The organism is Vibrio sinaloensis (genome assembly GCF_000808535.1).
Taxonomy (GTDB): domain Bacteria; phylum Pseudomonadota; class Gammaproteobacteria; order Enterobacterales; family Vibrionaceae; genus Vibrio; species Vibrio sinaloensis_D.
Window position 1 is genome coordinate 1 of the sequence record NZ_JWLV01000049.1, and the last position, 21,346, is coordinate 21,346.

General features: G+C 46.7%; 23 protein-coding genes. 13 read left to right on the forward strand and 10 right to left on the reverse strand.

Annotated elements, in window-relative coordinates:
- The first annotated feature begins 325 nt into the window (after positions 1 to 325).
- The 6 genes from RJ47_RS21110 to rplI all read left to right on the forward strand — a co-directional run bounded on the left by RJ47_RS21110 (position 326) and on the right by rplI (position 2,697).
- Positions 326 to 514 carry a (2Fe-2S)-binding protein gene (locus RJ47_RS21110; protein ID WP_005472761.1) on the forward strand — a complete coding sequence of 63 codons (189 nt, stop codon included), beginning with the start codon at positions 326 to 328 and terminating at the stop codon, positions 512 to 514.
- Positions 515 to 595: 81 nt separating this feature from the next.
- The gene (gene bfr, locus RJ47_RS19895) at positions 596 to 1,072 is read left to right on the forward strand and encodes a bacterioferritin (RefSeq protein WP_038140490.1); all 477 of its coding nucleotides are present in this window, start codon (positions 596 to 598) and stop codon (positions 1,070 to 1,072) included.
- A gap of 205 nt (positions 1,073 to 1,277) precedes the next feature.
- Positions 1,278 to 1,658: a 30S ribosomal protein S6 gene (gene rpsF, locus RJ47_RS19900; RefSeq protein ID WP_005472655.1), complete on the forward strand. Its 381-nt coding sequence runs from the start codon at positions 1,278 to 1,280 to the stop codon at positions 1,656 to 1,658.
- Between the two features lie 8 nt (positions 1,659 to 1,666).
- On the forward strand, positions 1,667 to 1,969 hold the full coding sequence (gene priB, locus RJ47_RS19905) for a primosomal replication protein N (protein ID WP_008073614.1): 303 nt from the start codon (positions 1,667 to 1,669) through the stop codon (positions 1,967 to 1,969).
- 16 nt (positions 1,970 to 1,985) lie between these two features.
- A complete protein-coding gene (rpsR, locus tag RJ47_RS19910; protein WP_000090472.1) occupies positions 1,986 to 2,213 on the forward strand; it encodes a 30S ribosomal protein S18 in 228 nt (75 codons plus the stop codon).
- Between the two features lie 31 nt (positions 2,214 to 2,244).
- Positions 2,245 to 2,697: a 50S ribosomal protein L9 gene (gene rplI, locus RJ47_RS19915; protein ID WP_005472678.1), complete on the forward strand. Its 453-nt coding sequence runs from the start codon at positions 2,245 to 2,247 to the stop codon at positions 2,695 to 2,697.
- Positions 2,698 to 2,766: 69 nt separating this feature from the next.
- On the opposite strand, the gene RJ47_RS19920 is transcribed toward rplI, so the two are convergent.
- Positions 2,767 to 3,534: a DUF481 domain-containing protein gene (locus tag RJ47_RS19920; protein ID WP_039486439.1), complete on the reverse strand. Its 768-nt coding sequence runs from the start codon at positions 3,532 to 3,534 to the stop codon at positions 2,767 to 2,769.
- A 172-nt stretch (positions 3,535 to 3,706) separates the two neighbouring features.
- Here RJ47_RS19920 and RJ47_RS19925 point away from each other — a divergent pair, with 172 nt between their 5' ends.
- Complete coding sequence (locus RJ47_RS19925; RefSeq protein WP_005472719.1) at positions 3,707 to 5,119, forward strand: replicative DNA helicase; 1,413 nt, start codon at positions 3,707 to 3,709, stop codon at positions 5,117 to 5,119.
- Positions 5,120 to 5,123: 4 nt separating this feature from the next.
- Positions 5,124 to 6,209 carry an alanine racemase gene (gene alr / locus RJ47_RS19930; protein ID WP_231565979.1) on the forward strand — a complete coding sequence of 362 codons (1,086 nt, stop codon included), beginning with the start codon at positions 5,124 to 5,126 and terminating at the stop codon, positions 6,207 to 6,209.
- 49 nt (positions 6,210 to 6,258) lie between these two features.
- On the opposite strand, the gene RJ47_RS19935 is transcribed toward alr, so the two are convergent.
- On the reverse strand, positions 6,259 to 6,684 hold the full coding sequence (locus RJ47_RS19935) for a secondary thiamine-phosphate synthase enzyme YjbQ (protein ID WP_005472716.1): 426 nt from the start codon (positions 6,682 to 6,684) through the stop codon (positions 6,259 to 6,261).
- Positions 6,685 to 6,978: 294 nt separating this feature from the next.
- Here RJ47_RS19935 and pgi point away from each other — a divergent pair, with 294 nt between their 5' ends.
- A complete protein-coding gene (pgi, locus tag RJ47_RS19940; RefSeq protein WP_039486441.1) occupies positions 6,979 to 8,631 on the forward strand; it encodes a glucose-6-phosphate isomerase in 1,653 nt (550 codons plus the stop codon).
- Between the two features lie 201 nt (positions 8,632 to 8,832).
- On the opposite strand, the gene RJ47_RS19945 is transcribed toward pgi, so the two are convergent.
- The 7 genes from RJ47_RS19945 to RJ47_RS19975 form a co-directional block, all read right to left on the reverse strand.
- The gene (locus RJ47_RS19945; protein WP_005472681.1) at positions 8,833 to 9,729 is read right to left on the reverse strand and encodes a TIGR03899 family protein; all 897 of its coding nucleotides are present in this window, start codon (positions 9,727 to 9,729) and stop codon (positions 8,833 to 8,835) included.
- Positions 9,730 to 10,023: 294 nt separating this feature from the next.
- Entirely contained in the window at positions 10,024 to 10,518 is a 495-nt protein-coding gene (locus tag RJ47_RS19950) for a DUF3299 domain-containing protein (RefSeq protein WP_038140482.1), read from the reverse strand.
- Positions 10,519 to 10,522: 4 nt separating this feature from the next.
- Positions 10,523 to 11,782, reverse strand: coding sequence for an ABC transporter permease (locus RJ47_RS19955; protein WP_039486444.1), 1,260 nt, complete (start codon positions 11,780 to 11,782; stop codon positions 10,523 to 10,525).
- Entirely contained in the window at positions 11,779 to 12,486 is a 708-nt protein-coding gene (locus RJ47_RS19960) for an ABC transporter ATP-binding protein (RefSeq protein ID WP_039486447.1), read from the reverse strand. The genes RJ47_RS19955 and RJ47_RS19960 overlap by 4 nt, the downstream gene beginning before the upstream one ends.
- 55 nt (positions 12,487 to 12,541) lie before the next feature.
- Positions 12,542 to 13,285, reverse strand: coding sequence for a zinc uptake protein ZrgA (gene zrgA / locus RJ47_RS19965; RefSeq protein ID WP_039486449.1), 744 nt, complete (start codon positions 13,283 to 13,285; stop codon positions 12,542 to 12,544).
- 97 nt (positions 13,286 to 13,382) lie between these two features.
- Positions 13,383 to 13,679, reverse strand: coding sequence for a DUF2607 family protein (locus RJ47_RS21115; protein ID WP_231565980.1), 297 nt, complete (start codon positions 13,677 to 13,679; stop codon positions 13,383 to 13,385).
- A 72-nt stretch (positions 13,680 to 13,751) separates the two neighbouring features.
- Positions 13,752 to 14,303 (reverse strand): YtfJ family protein, encoded by a 552-nt coding sequence (locus RJ47_RS19975; protein ID WP_038140472.1) that lies wholly within the window; start codon positions 14,301 to 14,303, stop codon positions 13,752 to 13,754.
- A gap of 201 nt (positions 14,304 to 14,504) precedes the next feature.
- Here RJ47_RS19975 and RJ47_RS19980 point away from each other — a divergent pair, with 201 nt between their 5' ends.
- Complete coding sequence (locus RJ47_RS19980) at positions 14,505 to 14,705, forward strand: DUF1107 family protein (protein ID WP_005472658.1); 201 nt, start codon at positions 14,505 to 14,507, stop codon at positions 14,703 to 14,705.
- Between the two features lie 37 nt (positions 14,706 to 14,742).
- Here RJ47_RS19980 and msrA read toward each other — a convergent pair whose 3' ends face one another.
- Positions 14,743 to 15,372, reverse strand: coding sequence for a peptide-methionine (S)-S-oxide reductase MsrA (gene msrA / locus RJ47_RS19985; RefSeq protein ID WP_039486453.1), 630 nt, complete (start codon positions 15,370 to 15,372; stop codon positions 14,743 to 14,745).
- A gap of 118 nt (positions 15,373 to 15,490) precedes the next feature.
- On the opposite strand from msrA, the gene RJ47_RS19990 reads away from it, so the two are divergent.
- The 3 genes from RJ47_RS19990 to RJ47_RS20000 are packed head-to-tail and all read left to right on the forward strand — an operon-like array spanning position 15,491 to position 21,328.
- Positions 15,491 to 17,203, forward strand: a complete 1,713-nt coding sequence (locus tag RJ47_RS19990) for an autotransporter assembly complex protein TamA (protein WP_005472639.1) — start codon at positions 15,491 to 15,493, stop codon at positions 17,201 to 17,203.
- Positions 17,200 to 20,949 (forward strand): translocation/assembly module TamB domain-containing protein, encoded by a 3,750-nt coding sequence (locus RJ47_RS19995; RefSeq protein ID WP_039486456.1) that lies wholly within the window; start codon positions 17,200 to 17,202, stop codon positions 20,947 to 20,949. Before RJ47_RS19990 ends, RJ47_RS19995 begins: the two co-directional genes overlap by 4 nt.
- Positions 20,950 to 20,980: 31 nt before the next feature.
- Positions 20,981 to 21,328 (forward strand): gamma-glutamylcyclotransferase family protein, encoded by a 348-nt coding sequence (locus RJ47_RS20000; protein WP_039478305.1) that lies wholly within the window; start codon positions 20,981 to 20,983, stop codon positions 21,326 to 21,328.
- The last annotated feature ends 18 nt before the right edge of the window (positions 21,329 to 21,346 follow it).

A 21,346-nucleotide genomic window follows, 5' to 3' on the forward strand; every position in this document is an offset into this window, starting at 1 on the left:
GCTAAGATCTTCGACTAATTATTAGTTGAGTCTTGCAGCCTTCTTCTTTAGAAGAAAGCGCATCTGAAAAGGGAAGCTTATGCTTCCCTTTTTGCATTTTGGTTATAAGGAATTTTCGTTTAGCTGTAACCGCTCGGTACTGTTTTAACTAAAAAATACAGGGAGTTGAATTTACTGCCTTCCATCCATCTCTTTTAACTAGAAGTGTTCACTCGATCTCGCTAAAACCGCTATAACCAATCGTTCTAGAAAGAGAATAAATACCACTGGTAATAATAATGATTCTTTTTTATATTTCTGCTGTAGATTTTATATAGGGTCCAGTATGTACGTTTGTTTGTGTCACGGTGTCTCGGACAAGAAAATTCGTAAGTTAGTGTCAGAGCAGGGAGTGACGGATATTAAGGGGATCAAAAAATGCACGGCATTGGGAACTCAGTGTGGCAAGTGCATTCGAATGGCGAAAGACATCATCAATGAATCAGCCGTTGTGCTGTACAAGCAGGCAAGCTAACCTGCGCAAAAAATAAGCTTTCTTTTTGACAGCTTCTCATTTGGAACTAGAGTTATAGGAGCCAAAGAGGAGGGCTTTGTCATGAAAGGCGATCCAATAATAATCCAACATCTCAATAAAGTGCTCGGTAACGAGCTCGTCGCAATAAACCAGTATTTTCTTCACGCCCGGATGTACAAAGATTGGGGCTTAAAACATCTTGCTGATAAAGAGTATCATGAGTCCATTGATGAGATGAAACACGCCGATCACTTGATTGAGCGCATCCTATTTTTGGAAGGTCTACCAAATCTACAAGACCTCGGTAAGTTGAGTATCGGAGAAGACACCAAAGAAATGCTCGAGTGTGATTTAAAACTTGAGATGGCGGCGATCCCTGATCTTAAAGATGCCATCGCGTATGCGGAAGACACACGTGATTATGTCTCTCGAGACCTGTTCCAAGAGATCTTAGAAGATGAGGAAGAGCATGTAGATTGGCTTGAGACTCAGTTAGGGTTGATTGAGATGTCTGGTATTGAAAACTACCTACAAGCTCAATATGTCGATGAAGATTAAGCTCTGTCGCTCTCAAAATTGAATTCTATAGACAGCTACTTTACCAAAGTAGCTGTTTTTGTATCTCTTCACATTTTCCTTGCTTCAACTGCTTTCTTTCTGTACTATTCGCTCTCCTTAAACTCGGTCAATTATCTTTAGTTCCTTGCTTCCTCTGGATGACCGGGCCATTTGTGGAAGCTGAATAATCCGTAAGGAGCAACCAATGCGTCATTACGAAATCGTATTCATGGTGCACCCAGATCAAAGCGAGCAAGTTGCTGGCATGATCGAGCGTTACACTGGTTCAATCACTGAAGCTGGCGGTACTATCCACCGTCTAGAAGACTGGGGCCGTCGTCAACTGGCTTACCCAATCAACAAGCTTCACAAAGCTCACTACGTTCTAATGAACGTTGAAGCTGACCAAGCTGTAATCGATGAGCTAGAAACTGCTTTCCGTTTCAACGATGCAGTTCTACGTAACATGATCATGCGTACTAAAACAGCGATCACTGAGCAATCTATCATGCTTAAGCAGAAAGAAGAGCGTGCTCCTCGTCGCGAAGAGCGTGCTGAAGCTAAGCCAGAAGCAGCTGCTGAGTAATTTCTCTTATGACCAATCGAATGGAGCTGAGCGGCACCATTGCCAAACCGCCCATTCGAAGTAAAAGCCCTAGTGGTATTGAACACTGTCGATTTTGGTTAGAGCATCGCTCAACGGTTATCGAAGCTGATTTACCGAGACAAGTTTATTGTCGCATGCCGGTAGTTGTCAGCGGGCAAAGGTCACAAGCATTAACTCAGAATTTAGTACAAGGCAGTAGCATTAAGGTAGGGGGCTTTGTCGCTTACCAAACCGGCCGAAATGGTGTGGGAAAATTAGTGCTTCATGCCGACAACATTACTCAAATTTAAGATCAGGAGATAGCCCATGGCTCGTTTCTTCCGTCGTCGTAAATTCTGCCGTTTCACTGCAGAAGGCGTACAAGAGATTGATTACAAAGACGTAGCAACTCTTAAAAACTACATCACTGAAGCTGGTAAAATCGTACCTAGCCGTATCACTGGTACAAGCGCTAAGTACCAACGTCAACTAGCTCGCGCGATCAAGCGTTCTCGCTACCTAGCTCTACTACCGTACACTGACAAGCATCAGTAATCGGTTCGTTTTTAAAAAGAGGAATTAAACAATGCAAGTTATTCTACTTGATAAAATCGGCAAACTAGGTGCTCTAGGCGAAACTGTTAACGTTAAGTCTGGTTACGCTCGTAACTTCCTTATCCCTCAAGGTAAAGCAGTTATGGCTACTAAAGCTAACGTTGAAATGTTCGAAGCACGTCGTGCTGAACTAGAAGCGAAAGCAGCTGAGCAGCTATCTGCTGCAGAAGCACGCGCTGAAAAGATCAACGCTCTAGAAGCAGTTGTTCTAGCGTCTAAAGCTGGTGACGAAGGTAAACTATTCGGTTCTATCGGTACTCGCGACATCGCTGATGCAATCACTGCAGCTGGCGTTGAAGTTGTTAAGAGCGAAGTTCGTCTTCCAGAAGGCGCACTACGTAACACTGGTGAGTTCGAGATCAGCGTTCAACTTCACTCTGAAGTTTTCGCAACTGTTACTCTTCAAGTTGTTGCTGCTGAATAATTCAGTATCAAGACGTATGTTAAAAGCACCTTTCGAGGTGCTTTTTTTATATCTGTAGAAAGGTAAGTGTTAAAAAACAAATAGTAGATTAACCGAGAAGATGCTGTCGGCTTTTTCCAAACCATCTGGTACCTTGTCATGGAACTGTCGCGAGTGTGACAGTTTAAGAGCGATATCTTCGGTTATGTTGTTGGTGACACTGATGTCACTGTCTGTGCGGGTATTGCTTTTACCTGAGACTAGAGTCATTGATGCGTCAATACTCAAGTTGTCGAGCGCTTGCCAGCGTGTTGTTACTTTACCTCGGAAGATAGCCTCTTCGACAATTTCTGGGAAGATGATGTCATCGTCATCTATTTCATCGAGATTGGGCTCCTGATATCGAAAACCTGGACCGAGTTCCATCTCGAGCACCCACTGTTCGGTATTGGAAAACTGGTAACCGAGACCGCCAGATAGTGTGAAATCACGAAAGTAGGCACTATACAGAGAGTCTACCCCTTTGAAGCTGCCGTAAAGGTAAGTTTTTGCGCCTAGCTTATAGTCACTTTGTACCGTGTAGGTGGATTGGCGCTTGTCCTCTTCGCCATCTTTGTAGAGCAAATAGTATTTCCATTCACCACTGCTGCGATGTCGACCTGATATATAGTCCGCACCAAGGCGCGCATTCATCGAACGAGAATCTGAGTTCCCCGTATGCGATTGGTAGCCAAACTCTACTTCCGTATTCCATGGTGAAGGTACATCAATATCTGTGCTTCCCTGATCCTTTTCTGCTGCTGCATAGCAGTGCGTCGCACTTAATAAGCCGACGGCAAGTAACCAATGCTTAGACACTAATGACCTCTTTGTGGATGAACTGAGTAACGGATAGTAAAGGGAATTTAGCCTGTATCCGTCAATGCTCGGTTAATTATCGATGAGAAGCCGATAAACTCTCTCTTGGCTACAGACAATAATTTCGATCTCGTTATAATGAGCGATCTAGAGAAAGTTGTAGAGCAATATCATGGCTGACCCAAGAACAGATAATCGAAATAAAAAATTCAGTGATGCACAGGTTGATGCTATCAAAGTACCACCACATTCATTGGAAGCAGAGCAGTCCGTTATTGGTGGTTTGTTATTGGACAACGAGCGTTGGGACACGGTTGCCGAGCGCGTGGTGGCCAAAGATTTTTACAGCCGACCTCATCGACTGATTTTCGAGGCGGTGAAATCCATTCTCGAAGAGAGCAAGCCTCTCGACTTGATTACCTTGTCAGAATTTTTAGAGCTTCGAGAGCAACTCGATGATGTGGGTGGTTTTGCTTACCTTGCTGATCTGGTGAAAAACACGCCAAGTGCGGCAAACATTAATGCCTATGCCGACATTGTTGCTGAGCGTGCCTTGGTGCGTGATTTGATCGGTGTGGCAAATGAAATTGCGGACGCAGGTTATGACCCTCAGGGCCGCTCTTCAGAAGACTTACTTGATCTTGCGGAAAGCAAAGTCTTCGCCATCGCAGAGTCGCGAACCAATGAAAACGAAGGTCCGCAAAACGTTGACAATATTCTAGAGAAGACACTTGAGCGTATCGAACTGCTGTACAAAACGCCGCAAGATGGTGTGACAGGTGTCGATACGGGCTTTACCGACCTGAACAAGAAAACCGCGGGTTTACAAGGGTCTGATCTGGTGATCGTCGCGGCGCGTCCATCGATGGGTAAAACGACCTTTGCGATGAACTTGTGTGAAAATGCGGCAATGTCACAAGACAAGCCTGTGCTGATTTTCTCGCTAGAGATGCCATCTGAACAGATCATGATGCGTATGCTGGCATCGCTTTCACGTGTTGATCAAACCAAAATTCGAACTGGTCAGCTTGATGATGAAGATTGGGCTCGTATTTCTTCGACCATGGGGATTCTCATGCAGAAGAAGAACATGTATATCGATGATAGCTCGGGTCTGACGCCTACTGAAGTGCGCTCTCGTGCTCGTCGTATAGCCAGAGAGCACGGCGGCCTATCTATGATCATGGTCGACTACCTTCAGCTCATGCGTGTACCTGCACTTTCTGACAACCGTACCCTTGAGATTGCGGAGATTTCGCGCTCTCTTAAAGCATTGGCCAAAGAGTTGAATGTGCCAGTGGTTGCGCTATCTCAGCTTAACCGTTCCCTAGAGCAACGTGCCGATAAGCGCCCTGTGAACTCAGACTTACGTGAATCAGGCTCTATTGAGCAGGATGCCGACTTGATTATGTTCATCTACCGCGATGAAGTGTACAACCCAGACAGCTCAATGAAAGGCACTGCAGAAATCATTCTTGGTAAACAGCGTAACGGTCCTATCGGCTCTGTACGTTTGACCTTCCAAGGTCAATGGTCTCGTTTTGACAACTACGCAGGCCCTGCGTTTGACATGGATGATGAATAACAGCATGAGTTACATGAAAGCGGCGACGGCTTACATTGACCTAAGCGCTCTACAACACAATGTCGAGCAGATTAAACAGCAGGCGCCAAACAGCAAGGTAATGGCGGTGGTTAAAGCCAACAGCTATGGTCATGGATTACGTCACATTGCCAAAAATGCCACCGGTGCGGATGCATTTGGTGTCGCGCGTATCGAAGAGGCGTTGCAACTGCGAGCGTGTGGCGTGGTTAAGCCGATTCTACTGCTCGAGGGTTTTTACTCTCCGGGTGACTTACCTGTTTTAGTGACCAACAACATTCAAACGGTGGTTCACTGTGAGGAGCAGTTGGTCGCTTTAGAGCAAGCAGAGCTAGAAACGCCAGTGGTAGTGTGGTTGAAAATTGACAGTGGAATGCATCGTTTAGGCGTGCGCCCAGAGCAGTATGATGACTTTGTATCGCGACTCAAGACTTGCAGCAACGTGGCTAAACCGCTGCGTTACATGAGTCATTTTGGCTGTGCCGATGAGCTGGACAAAGACACGACACATCAACAAACCGAGCTGTTTCTCAAGTTGACGCAAGGGTGTGAAGGTGAGCGCTCATTAGCTGCCTCAGCGGGGTTGTTAGCTTGGCCGGAGAGTCAGCTTGAATGGGTTAGACCCGGCATAATTATGTACGGTGTGTCCCCATTTAATGATAAACATGCCCAGCAGCTGGGCTATCAACCTGTGATGACGCTTAAATCGCACTTGATTGCAGTACGTGATGTGAAAGCCGGTGAGAGTGTCGGTTATGGTGGCAAGTGGACCAGTGAGCGCGACACTAAGGTTGGTGTTATTGCCATTGGCTACGGTGACGGCTATCCACGCACCGCACCGAATGGGACTCCGGTTCGAGTCAATGGCCGAGAGGTGCCGATAGCAGGGCGCGTCTCGATGGATATGTTGACCGTCGACCTTGGCCCAGAAGCGACAGATAACGTGGGTGATGAGGCAATCTTATGGGGGAAAGATCTCCCTGCCGAGCAAGTTGCAGCGCACATCGGGACCATCGCGTATGAACTGGTAACGAAGCTGACATCTCGTGTAGAGATGGAATACTCTCGCTAGTTGGAACTCGAGTCTTTACCCCTTTAAACGGAGCCTTGTGGCTCCGTTTCTATTTTAACTCACCTTGTAATGTGGCGATCACGTTGCGGTTGCCACCGTAGTCTCGATGCTCACCTAAATAGATTCCTTGCCAAGTGCCTAGAGCGAGTCGCCCGTTGCTGATAGGAATCGTCACACTACAACCAATCGTCGAGGCTTTGATGTGCGCGGGCATGTCGTCATCCCCTTCATAGGTGTGCTGATAATAAGGCGCACGCTCAGGGACAAATTTATTAAAGTGTTTTTCCATATCGTGTCTTACCGTTGGGTCTGCGTTTTCATTGATGGTCAGACTGGCAGACGTGTGTTGGATGAAGAGCTGTAATAATCCGACAGAATAGTCAGCAATTTGAGGTAATTGTTGTTCAATTTCATCGGTAATGAGATGAAAGCCTCGTGAGCGGGCGCGGAGACGTAAGACATTTTGCTGCCACATAACAGAGCCTGTAATCAATATTTCGTTAACCAGACGTTAAGCTTAACCTAGCTTGATGGTAATATCCTAAAGCGGGTAACAGATTTGTTTAAATTTGACTCAGGGAACGTGACCTAACTCAATGTGAGTGAGAGTCGGCTGGGTCATAATGCTAGCCTGAAAAAAAATTACAAAGTCTTGTTTTGTGGCAATTTGCCCTAACATACCTAATATTATTATTTTGCTTAATCGGGGATTCCTCAGTTTTCGCTAGACTGTATGGAATAGAACCTACTGAACATCGGGATCGTAACCATGTTGAAAAATATCAACCCAACGCAAACACAAGCTTGGAAAGCGCTAACCGCGCATTTTGAATCTGCACAAGATATGGATCTGAAAGCACTTTTCGCACAAGATTCAGCTCGTTTTGACAAATTCTCTGCTCGTTTTGGCAGTGATATTCTCGTTGATTACTCTAAGAACCTAATCAATGAAGAAACCATGCAGCATCTTTTCGCTTTAGCTAACGAGACTGAGCTAAAGTTAGCTATTGAAGCGATGTTCAGTGGTGAGGCGATCAACAAGACAGAAGATCGCGCCGTACTTCACACCGCACTTCGCAACCGCAGCAACAAGCCAGTGATGGTTGATGGCGAAGACGTAATGCCAGCAGTAAATGCTGTGCTAGAGAAAATGAAATCGTTCACTGAGCGCGTAATTGGCGGCGAGTGGAAAGGTTACACTGGCAAAGCAATCACTGACATCGTAAACATCGGTATCGGTGGTTCTGACCTTGGTCCTTACATGGTCACTGAAGCGCTAGCACCATACAAAAACCACCTAAACCTGCACTTCGTGTCTAACGTTGATGGCACGCACATCGTTGAAACGCTGAAGAAAGTAAACCCAGAAACAACGCTATTCCTAGTGGCGTCTAAGACGTTTACCACACAAGAAACCATGACTAACGCCCATAGTGCGCGTGATTGGTTCCTAGCGTCAGCTGGCGATGAAGCACACGTTGCTAAGCACTTCGCTGCACTTTCTACTAACGCGCCTGCAGTATCTGAGTTTGGTATCGATACAGACAACATGTTTGAGTTCTGGGATTGGGTTGGCGGTCGTTACTCTCTATGGTCAGCAATCGGTCTTTCAATCGCACTTTCTGTAGGCTACGACAACTTCATCGAGCTACTAGACGGTGCACACGAAATGGACAACCACTTCGCGTCTACTGAGCTAGAAAGCAACATCCCGGTAATCCTTGCGCTTGTTGGCCTATGGTACAACAACTTCCACGGCGCTGAATCTGAAGCTATCTTGCCTTACGATCAGTACATGCACCGCTTTGCTGCTTACTTCCAGCAAGGTAACATGGAATCAAACGGTAAGTACGTTGACCGTGACGGCAACGCTGTGACTTACCAAACTGGACCAATCATTTGGGGTGAGCCAGGAACTAACGGCCAGCACGCGTTCTACCAGCTGATTCACCAAGGTACTAAGCTGATTCCATGTGACTTTATTGCGCCAGCGCTAAGCCACAACCCAGCGGGTGATCATCATCAGAAGCTGATGTCTAACTTCTTTGCTCAAACAGAAGCATTGGCATTCGGTAAAGATGAAGAGACAGTGAAAGCGGAATTTGCTAAAGCAGGCAAGAGTGAAGAAGAAGCGGCGACACTTGCACCATTCAAAGTATTTGAAGGTAACCGCCCAACTAACTCAATCCTAGTTAAGCAAATTACGCCACGTACACTAGGTAACCTAATCGCAATGTACGAGCACAAGATCTTCGTGCAAGGTGTGATTTGGAATATCTTCAGCTTTGACCAATGGGGTGTTGAGCTAGGCAAACAACTAGCTAACCAAATCCTACCTGAGCTTGCGGATGAGTCTGAAATCAGCTCACACGACAGTTCTACGAATGGTTTGATTAACGCATTTAAAGCGTTCAAAGCTTAAATTTCTCGGTGAGATGAAACGGTAACTCGTATAAATCCAAGGTATATCAGCGGCTTGATTCACAGATAGCCGCTGTATTCACAAGGCAGGATTTATTGGTCGCTTTGCTTTATTAATTCTCACTTAGAAAATAGATCGACAAGCGCCAACCGAAGGGTTGGCGCTTTTTTTTGGAAGATGGATCTAACGTAGCGGTTGTTGTTACACAGTGGTGTCGACGCTAGGCTGTGCATCGGTGCTGGCGGTAAATTTCTGTCCTAACAGGGCGACCATTTGATCGTAGTACTGCATATTGGGTTTGTTACCTAACAGCTTGCAGAGTTCATTACCCGTTGGGCTAAAACGGTAGTAAAGCAACCTTACGCCTTTACTGTGCGCTTGGAGTGAGAGCTGTTTTCCTTGGTAGAGCAAAGGTAGAGGAGAATCCAATTCGATCTCGCCTGATTCCAGTTCGGTGCCATGCATCAGCCCCAATTCAAATAACACCAGCAGACTTGAATACGGCAACTGGTAGTTTCCAACGTTAATGTTGTTGGTGGTATTGCGTTTACCAAAGCTAAAAATCCCACCTTGAGCGCGATAGCCAACCAGAAGTTTGCGGCTATTATCCCCGCCAAAACTGCAGGCCAGTGATGCTGCGCGCTGTAGGATTTGCGCTTCTTTTGGCGTCATATCTTGTAGGACTTTTAACGCCTTCATCGAGGTAGAACCAGGATTCGTTACCTCTCGTTTGAGCACCTGAGCCCACAAACGTTGCATGGCACTGTTGTGAACTTCTTGCGCCATATCGAAAAAACGATACAGCCAATCCTGATCAGGGGCTCCTGCGGTTTCGTCTTTGCAAGAAACGTGGGCGAGCTTAAGGATTTGCTCGAGATTTTTTTGGCGTAATTCTTTGCGTTTTCGTTCTCGGATGAGCGCACGCTCTAAGGTGTTTTTTTCGGGTGTTTCTGGCTGAAGGAGAGCGTCTAAACCGTAAGTCTCGGCGATGTTAAAGATACGACTCGCACTGTCTTTGATGTAGTTAGACTTTTTTTCTTGTCGATTGGATTGAGTGGGCTCGTGATCTATAACGACGGGTTGGTTGCTCTCTGACATGGGATTTCCTTAGCCATCATAATGTTATCTATAAATGTACCTCGGATAATCATGGGCTGCCACAGAAAGTGTGTGAGACGGGTGTCAAAAATAGTGCTACCACACATGCTAACAAATTGTTAAAATCTGGTCGGTAATTATTGAGAGGGTTTATGAAGTATTTCAATGAGAATAAACTGAAAAAACACCTGTCAATCGCACTATTATTATTGGTTTACCTAGCGGTACTAGGTTATCTTTCTCAATACCTTTCTTAATATAGGCGATTAACAGGTTGCGGACTTGTTAATTTGCTTAGTAGTCGTCGTACTCTTCGATGGCTATTCCTTCAATCACATAGCCTGTTTCTGCGAGTTCATGGCTGACGGTTTCCGTTTTTAAGGTTCCGACTAAATAAATCACATCCCAAAGTTGCTGGATTGGTGCTCCTTTTGGGAACTTGACGTAGATGATTTGGTTTGGTGGCGGTGGTGGTACGTGAATACACGCCCCAAAGTAAGGAACCAATAAGAATTCTGTCACCATATTGGCGTCCCCTTCCAATGGAATCACAAAGCCTGGTATTTTGACTTTGCTTCCGTTGAGCTCTTGTCTGACCGAACCCACTTTTGATTGCTCCATTGCGCCACCTGAGTGGTCGGCGGCGGGCATTCCATAACTGTCAAATTGATTGCGTTCATTCTGAGGAATGAGATCAATCCAATCCAGTGTCAAGATGTCTTCTTGGTTGGCGAAACTTGGTAAGCTGAAGCTCAGCATTGCCAATGCCAGTAATATTACTTTCTTCATTTCTCTATACTCGTATTGTCATACCGTCGCTCAGAGACTGTCGGTAAGCTCTTAACGCAGGGATAAAACCGATGACTGTGCCAGCACATTGAACCATGGCAAGCAGCACTAACTCATAGTGTGATAAGGTCATCAATGAAAGGGTGATACCGTACGTTTGTTGAATGATTGGCGCTGCAATCGCTAACAAGGCGTAAAGACCAAGCGTGCCGATAATAATCCCGATAAAGGTGAGTGCGCTTGCTTCTAAGATAAGCAGGGCAAACACATGTCTTGGTCTTGCCCCCATTGCGCGCAAGATTGCCATTTCGCGGCGTCGCTCTTGTAGGCTAGTCAGCAAGCTCGAGAGCATCCCAAGCAAACCCGCAAAAACGACAAACACTGAGACCGCCATCAGCGCTTGTTCAGCCACCGACATCATGCCCCATAACTCATGAAGTGCGACCCCTGGCAAGATGGCACTGAGAGGCTCTTTGTTGTAGGTGTTGACTTGACGCTGGAGAGCGAAGGTTTGAATCTTTGACTTGAGACCAAGCAGCATGGCGGTAATCTGCTTAGGTTTAAAGTCCATCACTGCCAGTTGCTCTGCTGTCGGGTTATTGCCAAGGTTTGCGCCAGACTCCCAGCCGACATGAATCGCTTCAATCGCTTCCAAGGAGACGTGAACGGTTTTATCGACGGGGGTTCCTGTTGGCGCGAGAATGCCAACCACTTTAAAAGGTAAGTTGTCGTGGCGACTAAAGCCAACATCGCTTATGCCATGCGCAATGATGATCTCTGTACCAATGGTGTAACCCAGCTTTTTGGCCACATCTGCACCAATGACAGCTTCAAACAAGCGATTAAACTCGCTTCCTTCTTTGAACGCTAAATGTTGCTTCTGACCATAGCGATAGTGCTCAAAATAGCTGTGGTTGGTGCCCATCACACGGAAGCCTTTGTGAGAGTCTCCAAGTGAGATAGGAATTGCCCAATCGACCGCTTTGTGTTGGCTAAATTCTTGATAGCTTTTCCAGTCAATATTATTGGTTGCATTACCAATTCGAAATACCGAGTAAAGCAACAGGTTCACTTGTCCTGAACGCCCGCCTACGATCAAATCGGTTCCCGAGATGGTATTGGCGAAGCTGCTTTTTGCTTCTGTGCGAATACGCTCGACCCCAAGCAGCAGGATCACTGAAATCGCGACGGTTAAAATGGTTAGGATTGCCGTTACCTTACGGTTGCGAGCACTTTTCCAAGCGAGGGACAGGGTAGGGCTCATACGTGGTCTCCTATTTGATTCAACTCGCGGAGATCGAGACTGCGGTCAAACAATGGCTCCAATGTCGGGTCGTGGCTGACAAACAGTAAGGTTGAGTTCGCTTGGTTCACTTGATCAAGTAGCAGCTCGATGAAGGCAGTTCGATTATCGTAGTCAAGTGAGGAGGTTGGTTCATCGGCGATGATGATTTCAGGGTTGCCGATTAAGGCGCGCGCGGCCGCGACACGTTGCTGTTGACCAATACTCAATTCGACGACGGATTTATTACGCAGCGATTGGTCAAGGTGCAGTTTATCGAGGAGCTGCTCAGCACTGCGTTGCAAATCACCGAATACTTGCCCTTTCCGCTGCCTTGAAAACTGGCAAGGGAGGATGACGTTTTCGATGACACTTAAATAAGGAAGCAGGTTAAATTGCTGAAAAATATAACCAATATGGTCAGCTCTAAATTTATCTCTCATGCTGCCTGACAGTTGCCCAAGGTCGTTATCAAGCACTTTTACACTGCCTTCAGGTGTCGTGTTGATGCCAGTAAGTAGGCTGAGTAAGGTTGATTTGCCACATCCGCTTGGACCTTTGATAAACAGATGTTCGCCCTGATTTATCGTTAAGTGGGGAATATCTAGAGTTGGAGAGTCATTTCCAGGCCAGGTGTAGCGCACATGTTCCAGCTTTATGATGGCTGGATCTTTTATTGTATCCATCATGCTTTCCAAGTATGGCGTCAGTGGCTTGACCGATGCCAAGCCACTGTAAACCTTATAGAGAGATCTCTGTACGTTTAGGTTGTAGGCGAAGCGCTTCTTGCTTGGTGTCAGTCAATACGTTGACTTTCAACGCTTCTGTTGCTGGGAATTGTTTAAACCAAGCCGTGTCTATGCTTTCAAGCTTGGCGATATTGTCGCAATGGTAGTGGTATTCCACTGTGAATTCACCATGTCCCGAATGCTCGTGGTCATGATCATGATGGTCATCGTGCTTGTGCTCGTCGTGGTCATGATGGTCGTCGTGCTTGTGTTCATCGTGGTCATGATCGTGATGGTCATCGTGCTTGTGCTCATCGTGGTCATGATCATGATGGTCATCGTGCTTGTGCTCATCGTGGTCATGATCATGATGGTCATCATGCTTGTGTTCATCATGCTTGTGTTCATCATGGTCGTGATGATCACTCTCTTTACCCAATGTATGAGTCACGGCAACATGTTCAACGTGACAGCCAGCCGCCGCGCTTAATGTAAATACGGAGTCTGCTTGATTAAGTGTTGCTACAGCATCGGCTAGGATTTTCTTCTGCTCGTCATTTTTTGGAGCATGCTCAAAACCAACTACGTCGGCACCGGGTGCAGTGATTTCCATCAGTAGCTCTTTCCCGTCTTGGGCAATGTTTAGCTCAACTTCGCCATGAACATGCGCTTCATGTTGACGAAATCCTTCTTCAGCGATCGCAACGTGGCTAACAGCAACAGCGATGAGCGCGGCAATTGGTGATAATTTGTACATTTTCAATCCTAAGTGTCGTTGAGCCTATTCCAGAATTATTATGGCTCTGGATATTGGCATAGTAATAAAGATTGCTCCCTATCTGAGAGCTGAGTAACTAAACGAGGGATTGAGTCGGTGGTGAACGCGCTCGATATACGACAATCGAAGGTGCTTGATATTGATAACTTGGCTGTCGTTCAAAGCGATCGGGAAGTGATACGTTTTCTGTTTTTAGAGCCGTACTGCTTATCGCGTGGTGAACAGATGAAAACAGCTCACAATGATGCTCTTGATGATGGGAAGGGGCGAGATCGTATTGGTGCTGAATAAACGCAAAGTTCATCCACAGCAGCATGACGCCAAGGAGCGCGATAGCAGGAGAGGGTAGTGAAATCTTGCGAGATGTAAGCACAACAACAGACCGAGAAAAAAGGAACTGTTATACTATAACAATTCCTTATACAACGCTAAATCCAATTTGTGATTAGATGTTATCTTTGATGAGTCCAAGTACTTGTTGGATATCGGAATCACTTAAAGCGCCTTCTTTTACAAACAGCACTTTTCCTTGCTTGTCTTGAACGATGATCGCCGAGGACTCTTCCGCCAATTGCCATGCCTTGGCTACGTTACCTTCCTCATCTAATACCATAGACGACCATGGGAATTCCTTCTTGCTGTCTTCTGCTGATGATTTAACGAAAGAGCCGGTGCCCCAGATGGCATCATCTTGGTTAATGATGGACGTAGTTTGGTAGCTCTCAGAGGGGAACTTTGCTGCGGTAATTGCCGCCATAAGTGGGGCATTCATTTCTTTTGCGCTGCTGCGTCCTGCAATGGCTTGAATGACACGGACTTTGCCGACCAGATCTTGGCTTGTCCATGTTTGGTAGCTTGCGTCATCACCTTGAATGATAATTTCACCATGGCTATCGACATTGACTGCCGGAACGGTTTGGCCAAGTGTGATGTTGTGTGCCATCGCCAGCATTGGAGAGCATGCGATCGCGAGAGCGAGTAGAGTTTTGTTTTTCATTGTTATCTTCCTTTTGGTAAGCGCAAAAAGTATATACCGAAATTTGAAAAAGTGTTGTTCTCGGCGTTGATGGAGTGAAATGGTCCAAACTTTTGTAAAAACCGTATTAATTCACCGAAAGTGCTTTATAATGCGCCTTAGCTCTAAGGATAAGAGCTTAACTGCATAAAAGCAGTATCACGAAGGAATATTGGAGTGGTTATGCTACGTGAATTTACCCGTTATCGCCCGCATCAGGTGGCGCGATTCGTTAAGACACTGTTTAAAGGAAAGTTTGTTATCGCTGGTATTGGGGAGTTTTCGTTTGATAACGGCAAAGTGCTTCTGCCAGATGTGAATAACCCAGTCAAACTGGAAGCCTACAAACAGATCAACCAAGCCATTTTAGCGCTACCAGCGTAAAAACCGCCCATTTCGATAGGCGGTTGTGTCGAGGTCTTTACTTTTCTGGAGGGAAGCAGACTCCGGTTCCCCCAAGCCCACAATAGCCGTTCGGATTTTTAGCCAGATATTGCTGGTGGTAGTTTTCTGCGTAGTAATAAGGACCTGCTGGTAGAATCTCAGTGGTAATTGGCGAATGCTGATCACCCAGTAACTCTTGGTAGCGTTGTTTTGACTGCATGGCGGTTTGATATTGCTCGTCGCTGTAAACGTAAATAGCTGAGCGGTATTGTGTGCCACGATCATTACCTTGGCGCATTCCTTGAGTTGGGTCATGACGTTCCCAAAATGTCTCGAGTAACGCAGTGAGCGAGATCACTGTGGGATCAAATACAACACGTACCACCTCGGTGTGACCGGTTTGACCGCTACACACTTCTTCGTAAGTTGGATTCTTTGTGAAGCCACCAGCATAGCCAACCGAAGTATTGACCACGCCATCAAGTTGCCAAAACAAACGTTCAGCGCCCCAGAAACAGCCCATACCGAGAACAATTTTTTCGCAACCTTGCTCTGGCTCTGATGTCATACTGCTTTGATTGACGAAGTGAATGTCGTCAAGTGGCAGTGGCGTTTCGCGGCCAGGCAGTGCGTCTTGCGTGGAAATCATAGTTTGTTTGTCGAGCATCGTTATTTCCTTGTCGATTAAATTTATTAAACAGACCGACCAATTGACTGTTTTCATACAGACTTATCCATTTTCAGGCGGTATTATTCCCTAACCTGATATAGAAAGATAATTAAGCATGTTACGTAAACCTTTACCAGTTTTGATTGCGCTTCTTCTCTCTCCTACCGCATTGGCAAATGATGTGGATCTTACGATTGAGGGGTTGAAGGGATCGGTGAAAGACAATGTAGATGCTTACTTATCTTCAATCCCTGAAAAAGATTACGACACAAGTTTGCGCTTCCAGGCACGAGTAAAGCGAAACATTATCGAAGCACTCAGTGCCGTTGGTTATTACCATCCTACCTTTACTTTTGAAGTCTCTCCTGAGGGTGATGAGCTGATCGTTATTGTCGATCGCGGGCATTCGATACGTTTGACGGAAGTCGATATTCAAATCACTGGCGAAGCAAAAGATGATCCCGATTTCATTGCGCTGATCAAAAACAGCGGCCTGAAAAAAGGGGAGCGGCTAAACCACAGTTTGTATGATGGGTTGAAGTCTAAAATCCGCAATTTGGCGTTGCAGAAAGGCTATTTTGAAGGGGACTACACCTTAAGTCGCCTTGAGGTTGCTCCCGGAGTACGTAAGGCGTTTGTGCGTCTTCATTTTGATAGCGGGATTCGTTACCACTTCGGAGCGAGTACGATTACCGGCAGTCAAATTGAGCTTGAGCGTGTGCAATCTCTTTCGCCTTACGAAGAAGGGGATGAATACTTAGTGTCGCAAGTCGGAGAATATAACCAGAACCTGTCTAACACCGACTGGTTTTCGTCTGTGTTTGTTGAGCCTGATCTGTCTAAGCTCGGTGAAGGAAGAGAGCTGCCAATGAAGATCTCTCTCGCGCCGCAAGCTCGCAACAAACTCGAGACGGGTTTGGGCTACTCCACCGATGTGGGAGTGCGAGGATCGCTAAAGTGGAAAAAGCCTTGGGTGAACGATCGTGGCCATAGCTTCGACAGCAGTATCTCTCTTTCTAAGCCAGAGCAAACCATTACCGCAGGCTATCGCATTCCGCTAGATGACGTCTTGAAAGACTACTACCGCATTCAGTATGGAATGAAGAACCTCGATAATCGAGACACAAAAAGTCTGGAGTCCAACTTGGCGGTGGAGCGCCACTGGATTCTTGATAATGGCTGGCATAGAACGGTATTTGTTCGCTACTTGATCGAAAACTACGAGCAAGGTTTGCAAGATGATACCGCTCAATTTGTGTTGCCTGGTATTTCCTTCTCACGTAGCCGAATTCGAGGTGGGTCGATGCCGATGTGGGGAGACAGACAAAGTTTTACTCTTGAATATGGCGATCCAAGTGTCTTTTCTGAAACCAGAGTGGCACGTTTTCAAGGTGGCATGACATGGATACGCAGCGCTGGAAAGAACCATCGTGGCTTGTTCAGAATTGATGGCGGGGCAAACGTGGCGGAAGAGTTCGAGAAACTGTCGCCGTCACTTCGCTTCTTCGCGGGTGGTGACAACAACTTGCGTGGTTACGGCTTTGAATCTATCTCTCCCCGAGATGAAAGTAATGCTCTGACTGGTGCGAAATACATGGTCACCACGTCATTAGAGTATCAATATCGCGTCTATGGTGACTGGTGGGGCGCTCTGTTTTATGACTACGGTGATGCGTTCAATGAGTCACCTGAATTTAAACGAGGGACAGGTTTTGGAGTTCGCTGGGCATCACCAGTGGGACCGATTCGATTAGACTTTGCTTGGGGTCTTGATGAAGATCCAGATAAACGATTCAAAGTGCACTTTACCTTGGGGCCTGAACTATGACCAAAGTCGTATTAAAGTGGTCGAAATGGCTATCGTTTTCTCTGCTTGGGTTCGCATTGACGCTAATCTTAGCCGTGAGTTTTTTGCTCTTTACGCAACCCGGTCTAGGTGCAGCGTTATGGGCGGCAGAGAAATTTGTTCCTCAGCTTAAAGTCGCCTCTTATCAGGGAGCTCTTTTCCCACATTTTACGTTAAAGCAAGTTGCATTTAATGATCCCGATTTGGGTGTGGACACCCAGATACGTTCGGTTACGCTCGCGATTAACCCGACCTGTTTTACAGAGCCGAGCGTCTGCATTGATGAGATAGCCATTGATGGCTTGACCTTTTCCATGCCGGACAGCGCGCCATCAACCGAGCCAGAGCCGGAATCGACCGAAACTGGGAACATCTCAACCCCGGTGCCGATTCGTATTTCTCGAATTGCATTGAATGATATAACGCTTGATGTCCTTGGTAACAAAATTGACTGGCAACGTTTCTCGACTGGCCTGTTTTTTCAAGGTAATAAACTGCGTTTAAACAAAACCCTATTAAGTGGCATTAATGTAGAACTGGCCAAGTCAGAGGATCAGCCAGTCACACCGCCGCCAACACCCGCAGAACCCGCAACCATTGAATTGCCTGCAGTCGTGCTGCCATTGCAGATGGATATTGTGCGTATTGATATCCATGACTTTGAACTCAAGCAGGAAACGCCCGTTATTGTCCATCACTTAGGGTTGGAGGCTAAGGCATCGGCATCTCAAGTGACGATATCAACGCTAGAGCTCGACATGCCTGAAGTCGAGGCTACCCTCGACAGTAAAATTACGTTGAATCAGGGATATCCGCTTAACTTGAACTTGCAAGCGACGGTGAAAGAAGAGACGGCAAAAGGTCAACACTTGTCATTGTCTGCAAAGGGAAGCGTCGCTAATCTTAGCTTAGATGCGTCACTGTCTGGTTTGGCAAGCGCAGATATTCAAGCCACACTGCAGCCATTGGAGCCGGATCTGCCGTTCGATGTTGCCATCGAGAAAGGTAAGGTGCAGTGGCCATTACATGGACAAGGTGACTACTTTGTCGATCTTAAAACGTTAGAAACTCAAGGCTCATTAAAAGGCTATGATGTTAAGTTGGCGGCCGTTATCCAAGGTAAAGATCTGCCCGATCTTGATCTAAACGTTGAAGGCTCCGGTAACTTAGAGCAGATAACTTTGCGTTCCATTCTACTTAAAACGCTTGGGGGCTCCATCTCTGGGGATGTCATGGCCAATTGGCAGCAGCCAATCAACTGGGCGGCAAACCTCTCTCTCACTCATATCCAGCCTGGTTTGCAGTGGCAAGAAGCGGAAGGTGATATTAGCGGTTTAGTGTCAACAACCGGCTCTCTTACCGAAGCGGGTGGTTGGCAAGTGGCAGTGAGCCAGCTAGATATTGATGGTGTACTGCGTGACTACCCACTGAATATTGAGGGCACATTGAACGCCTCCGATATGAAAGGTAAAGGCGAGTTTAATATCGATACACCTGGACTCGTGCTCTCTCATGGCCCCAATAATATTCATGCAAAAGGTACGCTCAACGATACTTGGCGCATGGATTTATCACTCGATCTCCCGGAGCTGGCCAAGTCGGTCCCTGACTTAAAGGGCAAAGCGATTGGCGATGTAAGATTGCGCGGACCGCTCAAAGAGCCCGACGTTTCATTGGCGTTAGATATTGATTCTGTCGATTGGCAACAGCAAGCGCAGGTGCAGCATATCACCCTGAAAGGTGAGATCACACCATTGCCAGCTCCGAGTGGCGATTTGAGTTTGGTTGTCAAGAGTGCCAGTTATCAAGACTATGTGATTGATGATGTTGAGCTGCGTTTTAATGGTTCGCAGCAATCTCACCGTTTAACGTTGGACGTCATTTCAAATATTGCATCAACCAGTCTTGCCCTTGCTGGCACGTTAACGGACAAGCCGGATATCGCGTGGAATGGTGCGCTGGAGCGTATGCAGTTATCTAGCGAGCAAGGTGAGTGGGCATTGGAAAAGTCGACGGAGATCGGCTTTGATATGGCGACTCAACGTGTCGCGGTGGCTGCGCATTGTTGGTTGCAAGCGGATTCATCACTTTGCTTAAACGACAACATTGACGTAGGTAAAGATGGTGAAGCAAGCCTAAGCCTGAAACAGTTTGATTTCACGCAGCTTGAGGGCTTTATCCCAGAGGGGACCTCATTAGAAGGTCAAGTTAACGCTCAGGTTTGGGCGAAGTGGCGTGAAGGACAATCACCAGAAGTTAACGCGTCGGTCGAGCTTCCTAAGGGGGGCGTCACGCAAGATCTTGAAGTGCCACTGACGATCGGTTGGGAAACAATCAAGCTCAATGCCACGCTCAAACAAGATCGCTTGCAGGCTGATTGGCTGGTTGATATTACCGACAACGGTGATATTTCTGGCCAAGCGATGATTCCTAATGTCGCTGTGGATGACAAGCAACTCGATGGCAAGTTGACCTTAACGACCTTTGATTTGGATTTTCTTTCGCCGTTGCTTGGTCAATACAGCCAGTTGAAATCGAGCATCAGTACCGACCTCGCATTCACTGGGCCGCTATTGCAACCCAAGGTCGAAGGGCAATTCCTCGTAGACGATATTCTCCTCCAAGGCGAAATCTCTCCAGTTCAGATTGATTCGGGAAAGTTGAAAGTCAACTTTAACGGATATCAAGCGACTTTAACGTCGGCGCTGAATACGCCAGATGGCACATTGCAATTAACGGGTGATGCTGATTGGCTCGATCTGCAAGACTGGCGTAGTCATTTACGTGTTTTTGCGACTGAACTGAAAGTTGATGTGCCGCCTATGGTTGCGATCAAGGTGGTGCCAGATATGACGATTTCTGCGTCCCCTAAATACGCCAAGATTGAAGGTGACATTGCGCTGCCTTGGGGGCGTATCGTAGTTGAAGAGCTGCCACCAAGTGCGATCGGTGTGTCTAAGGATCAAGTTATTCTTAACAATGACTTACAACCGGAAAATATCAACTCGAGTATTCCGTTTGCGGTGGAAACGGACATCAACATTTCCATTGGCGATGACTTTAAGTTATCGGCGTTTGGTCTTGAGGGGGGCTTGATAGGCAAACTTAATGTCGCGCAGCGAGATAAGGGGCCGTTTATCACCGGCGAAGTCAACATCGTTGAGGGTTCGTACCGTTCGTTTGGTCAAGACTTGATAATAGAGCAGGGTAAGATCTTGATGAATGGACCCGTCGATCAACCTTATGTTCAAATCAAGGCGATTCGCAATCCGGACAATACTCGAGATGATGTTACCGCAGGGGTCAAAGTGACGGGGCCTGCGACTGAACCGGTCGTGACGATTTTCTCTGATCCCGCAATGCCACAAGCTAACGCGTTATCTTATTTACTGCGAGGGCAGGACATTGATGGCGAATCAGGTGGCAACGCCATGACAACCACTTTAATTGGTTTGAGCCTTGCTCAGAGTGGTCGTGTCGTCGGTGAGATTGGTGAAGCGTTTGGTGTGCAGGACCTTCAACTTGATACGGCAGGCTCGGGTGAGGACTCGCAGGTGACGGTTAGTGGGTATGTATTACCTGGGTTACAGGTCAAATATGGCGTTGGCATCTTTGATTCTGTTGGCGAATTTACGGTACGTTATCGACTGATGAAAGATCTCTATGTCGAGGCTGTAACAGGGGTCAGTAGCGCGGTCGACTTGCTTTATCAGTTTGAGTTCGACTAGATTTGAAAGATAGCTAAGTTAGGGACAGACAATGCAACACTTATTATTTGTTTACGGTACCTTGCGCAAAGGTCAAAGCAATCAAAGCTTCTTAGATACGGCGGAGTTTCTTGGCCAACATGAAACTTTGCCAGAGTATGCATTGTATGACTTGGGGGCTTACCCAGCGGTCACGGCAGGGCACAGCTCAATCGTTGGTGAGGTATACCTTATTGATGACGACACCTTGGCTAAAATTGATGTGCTTGAAGATGTGCCGGTTGAGTACCGCCGTGAGCAAATAGACACGCCATTTGGTCGCGCTTGGATCTACCTCTATCAAGATACCAGCCAGTTGGATAGCTTGTTGGCTTCAGGGGACTGGTGCCAACGCATCTAGATGTGTCTGAGAGTGTTG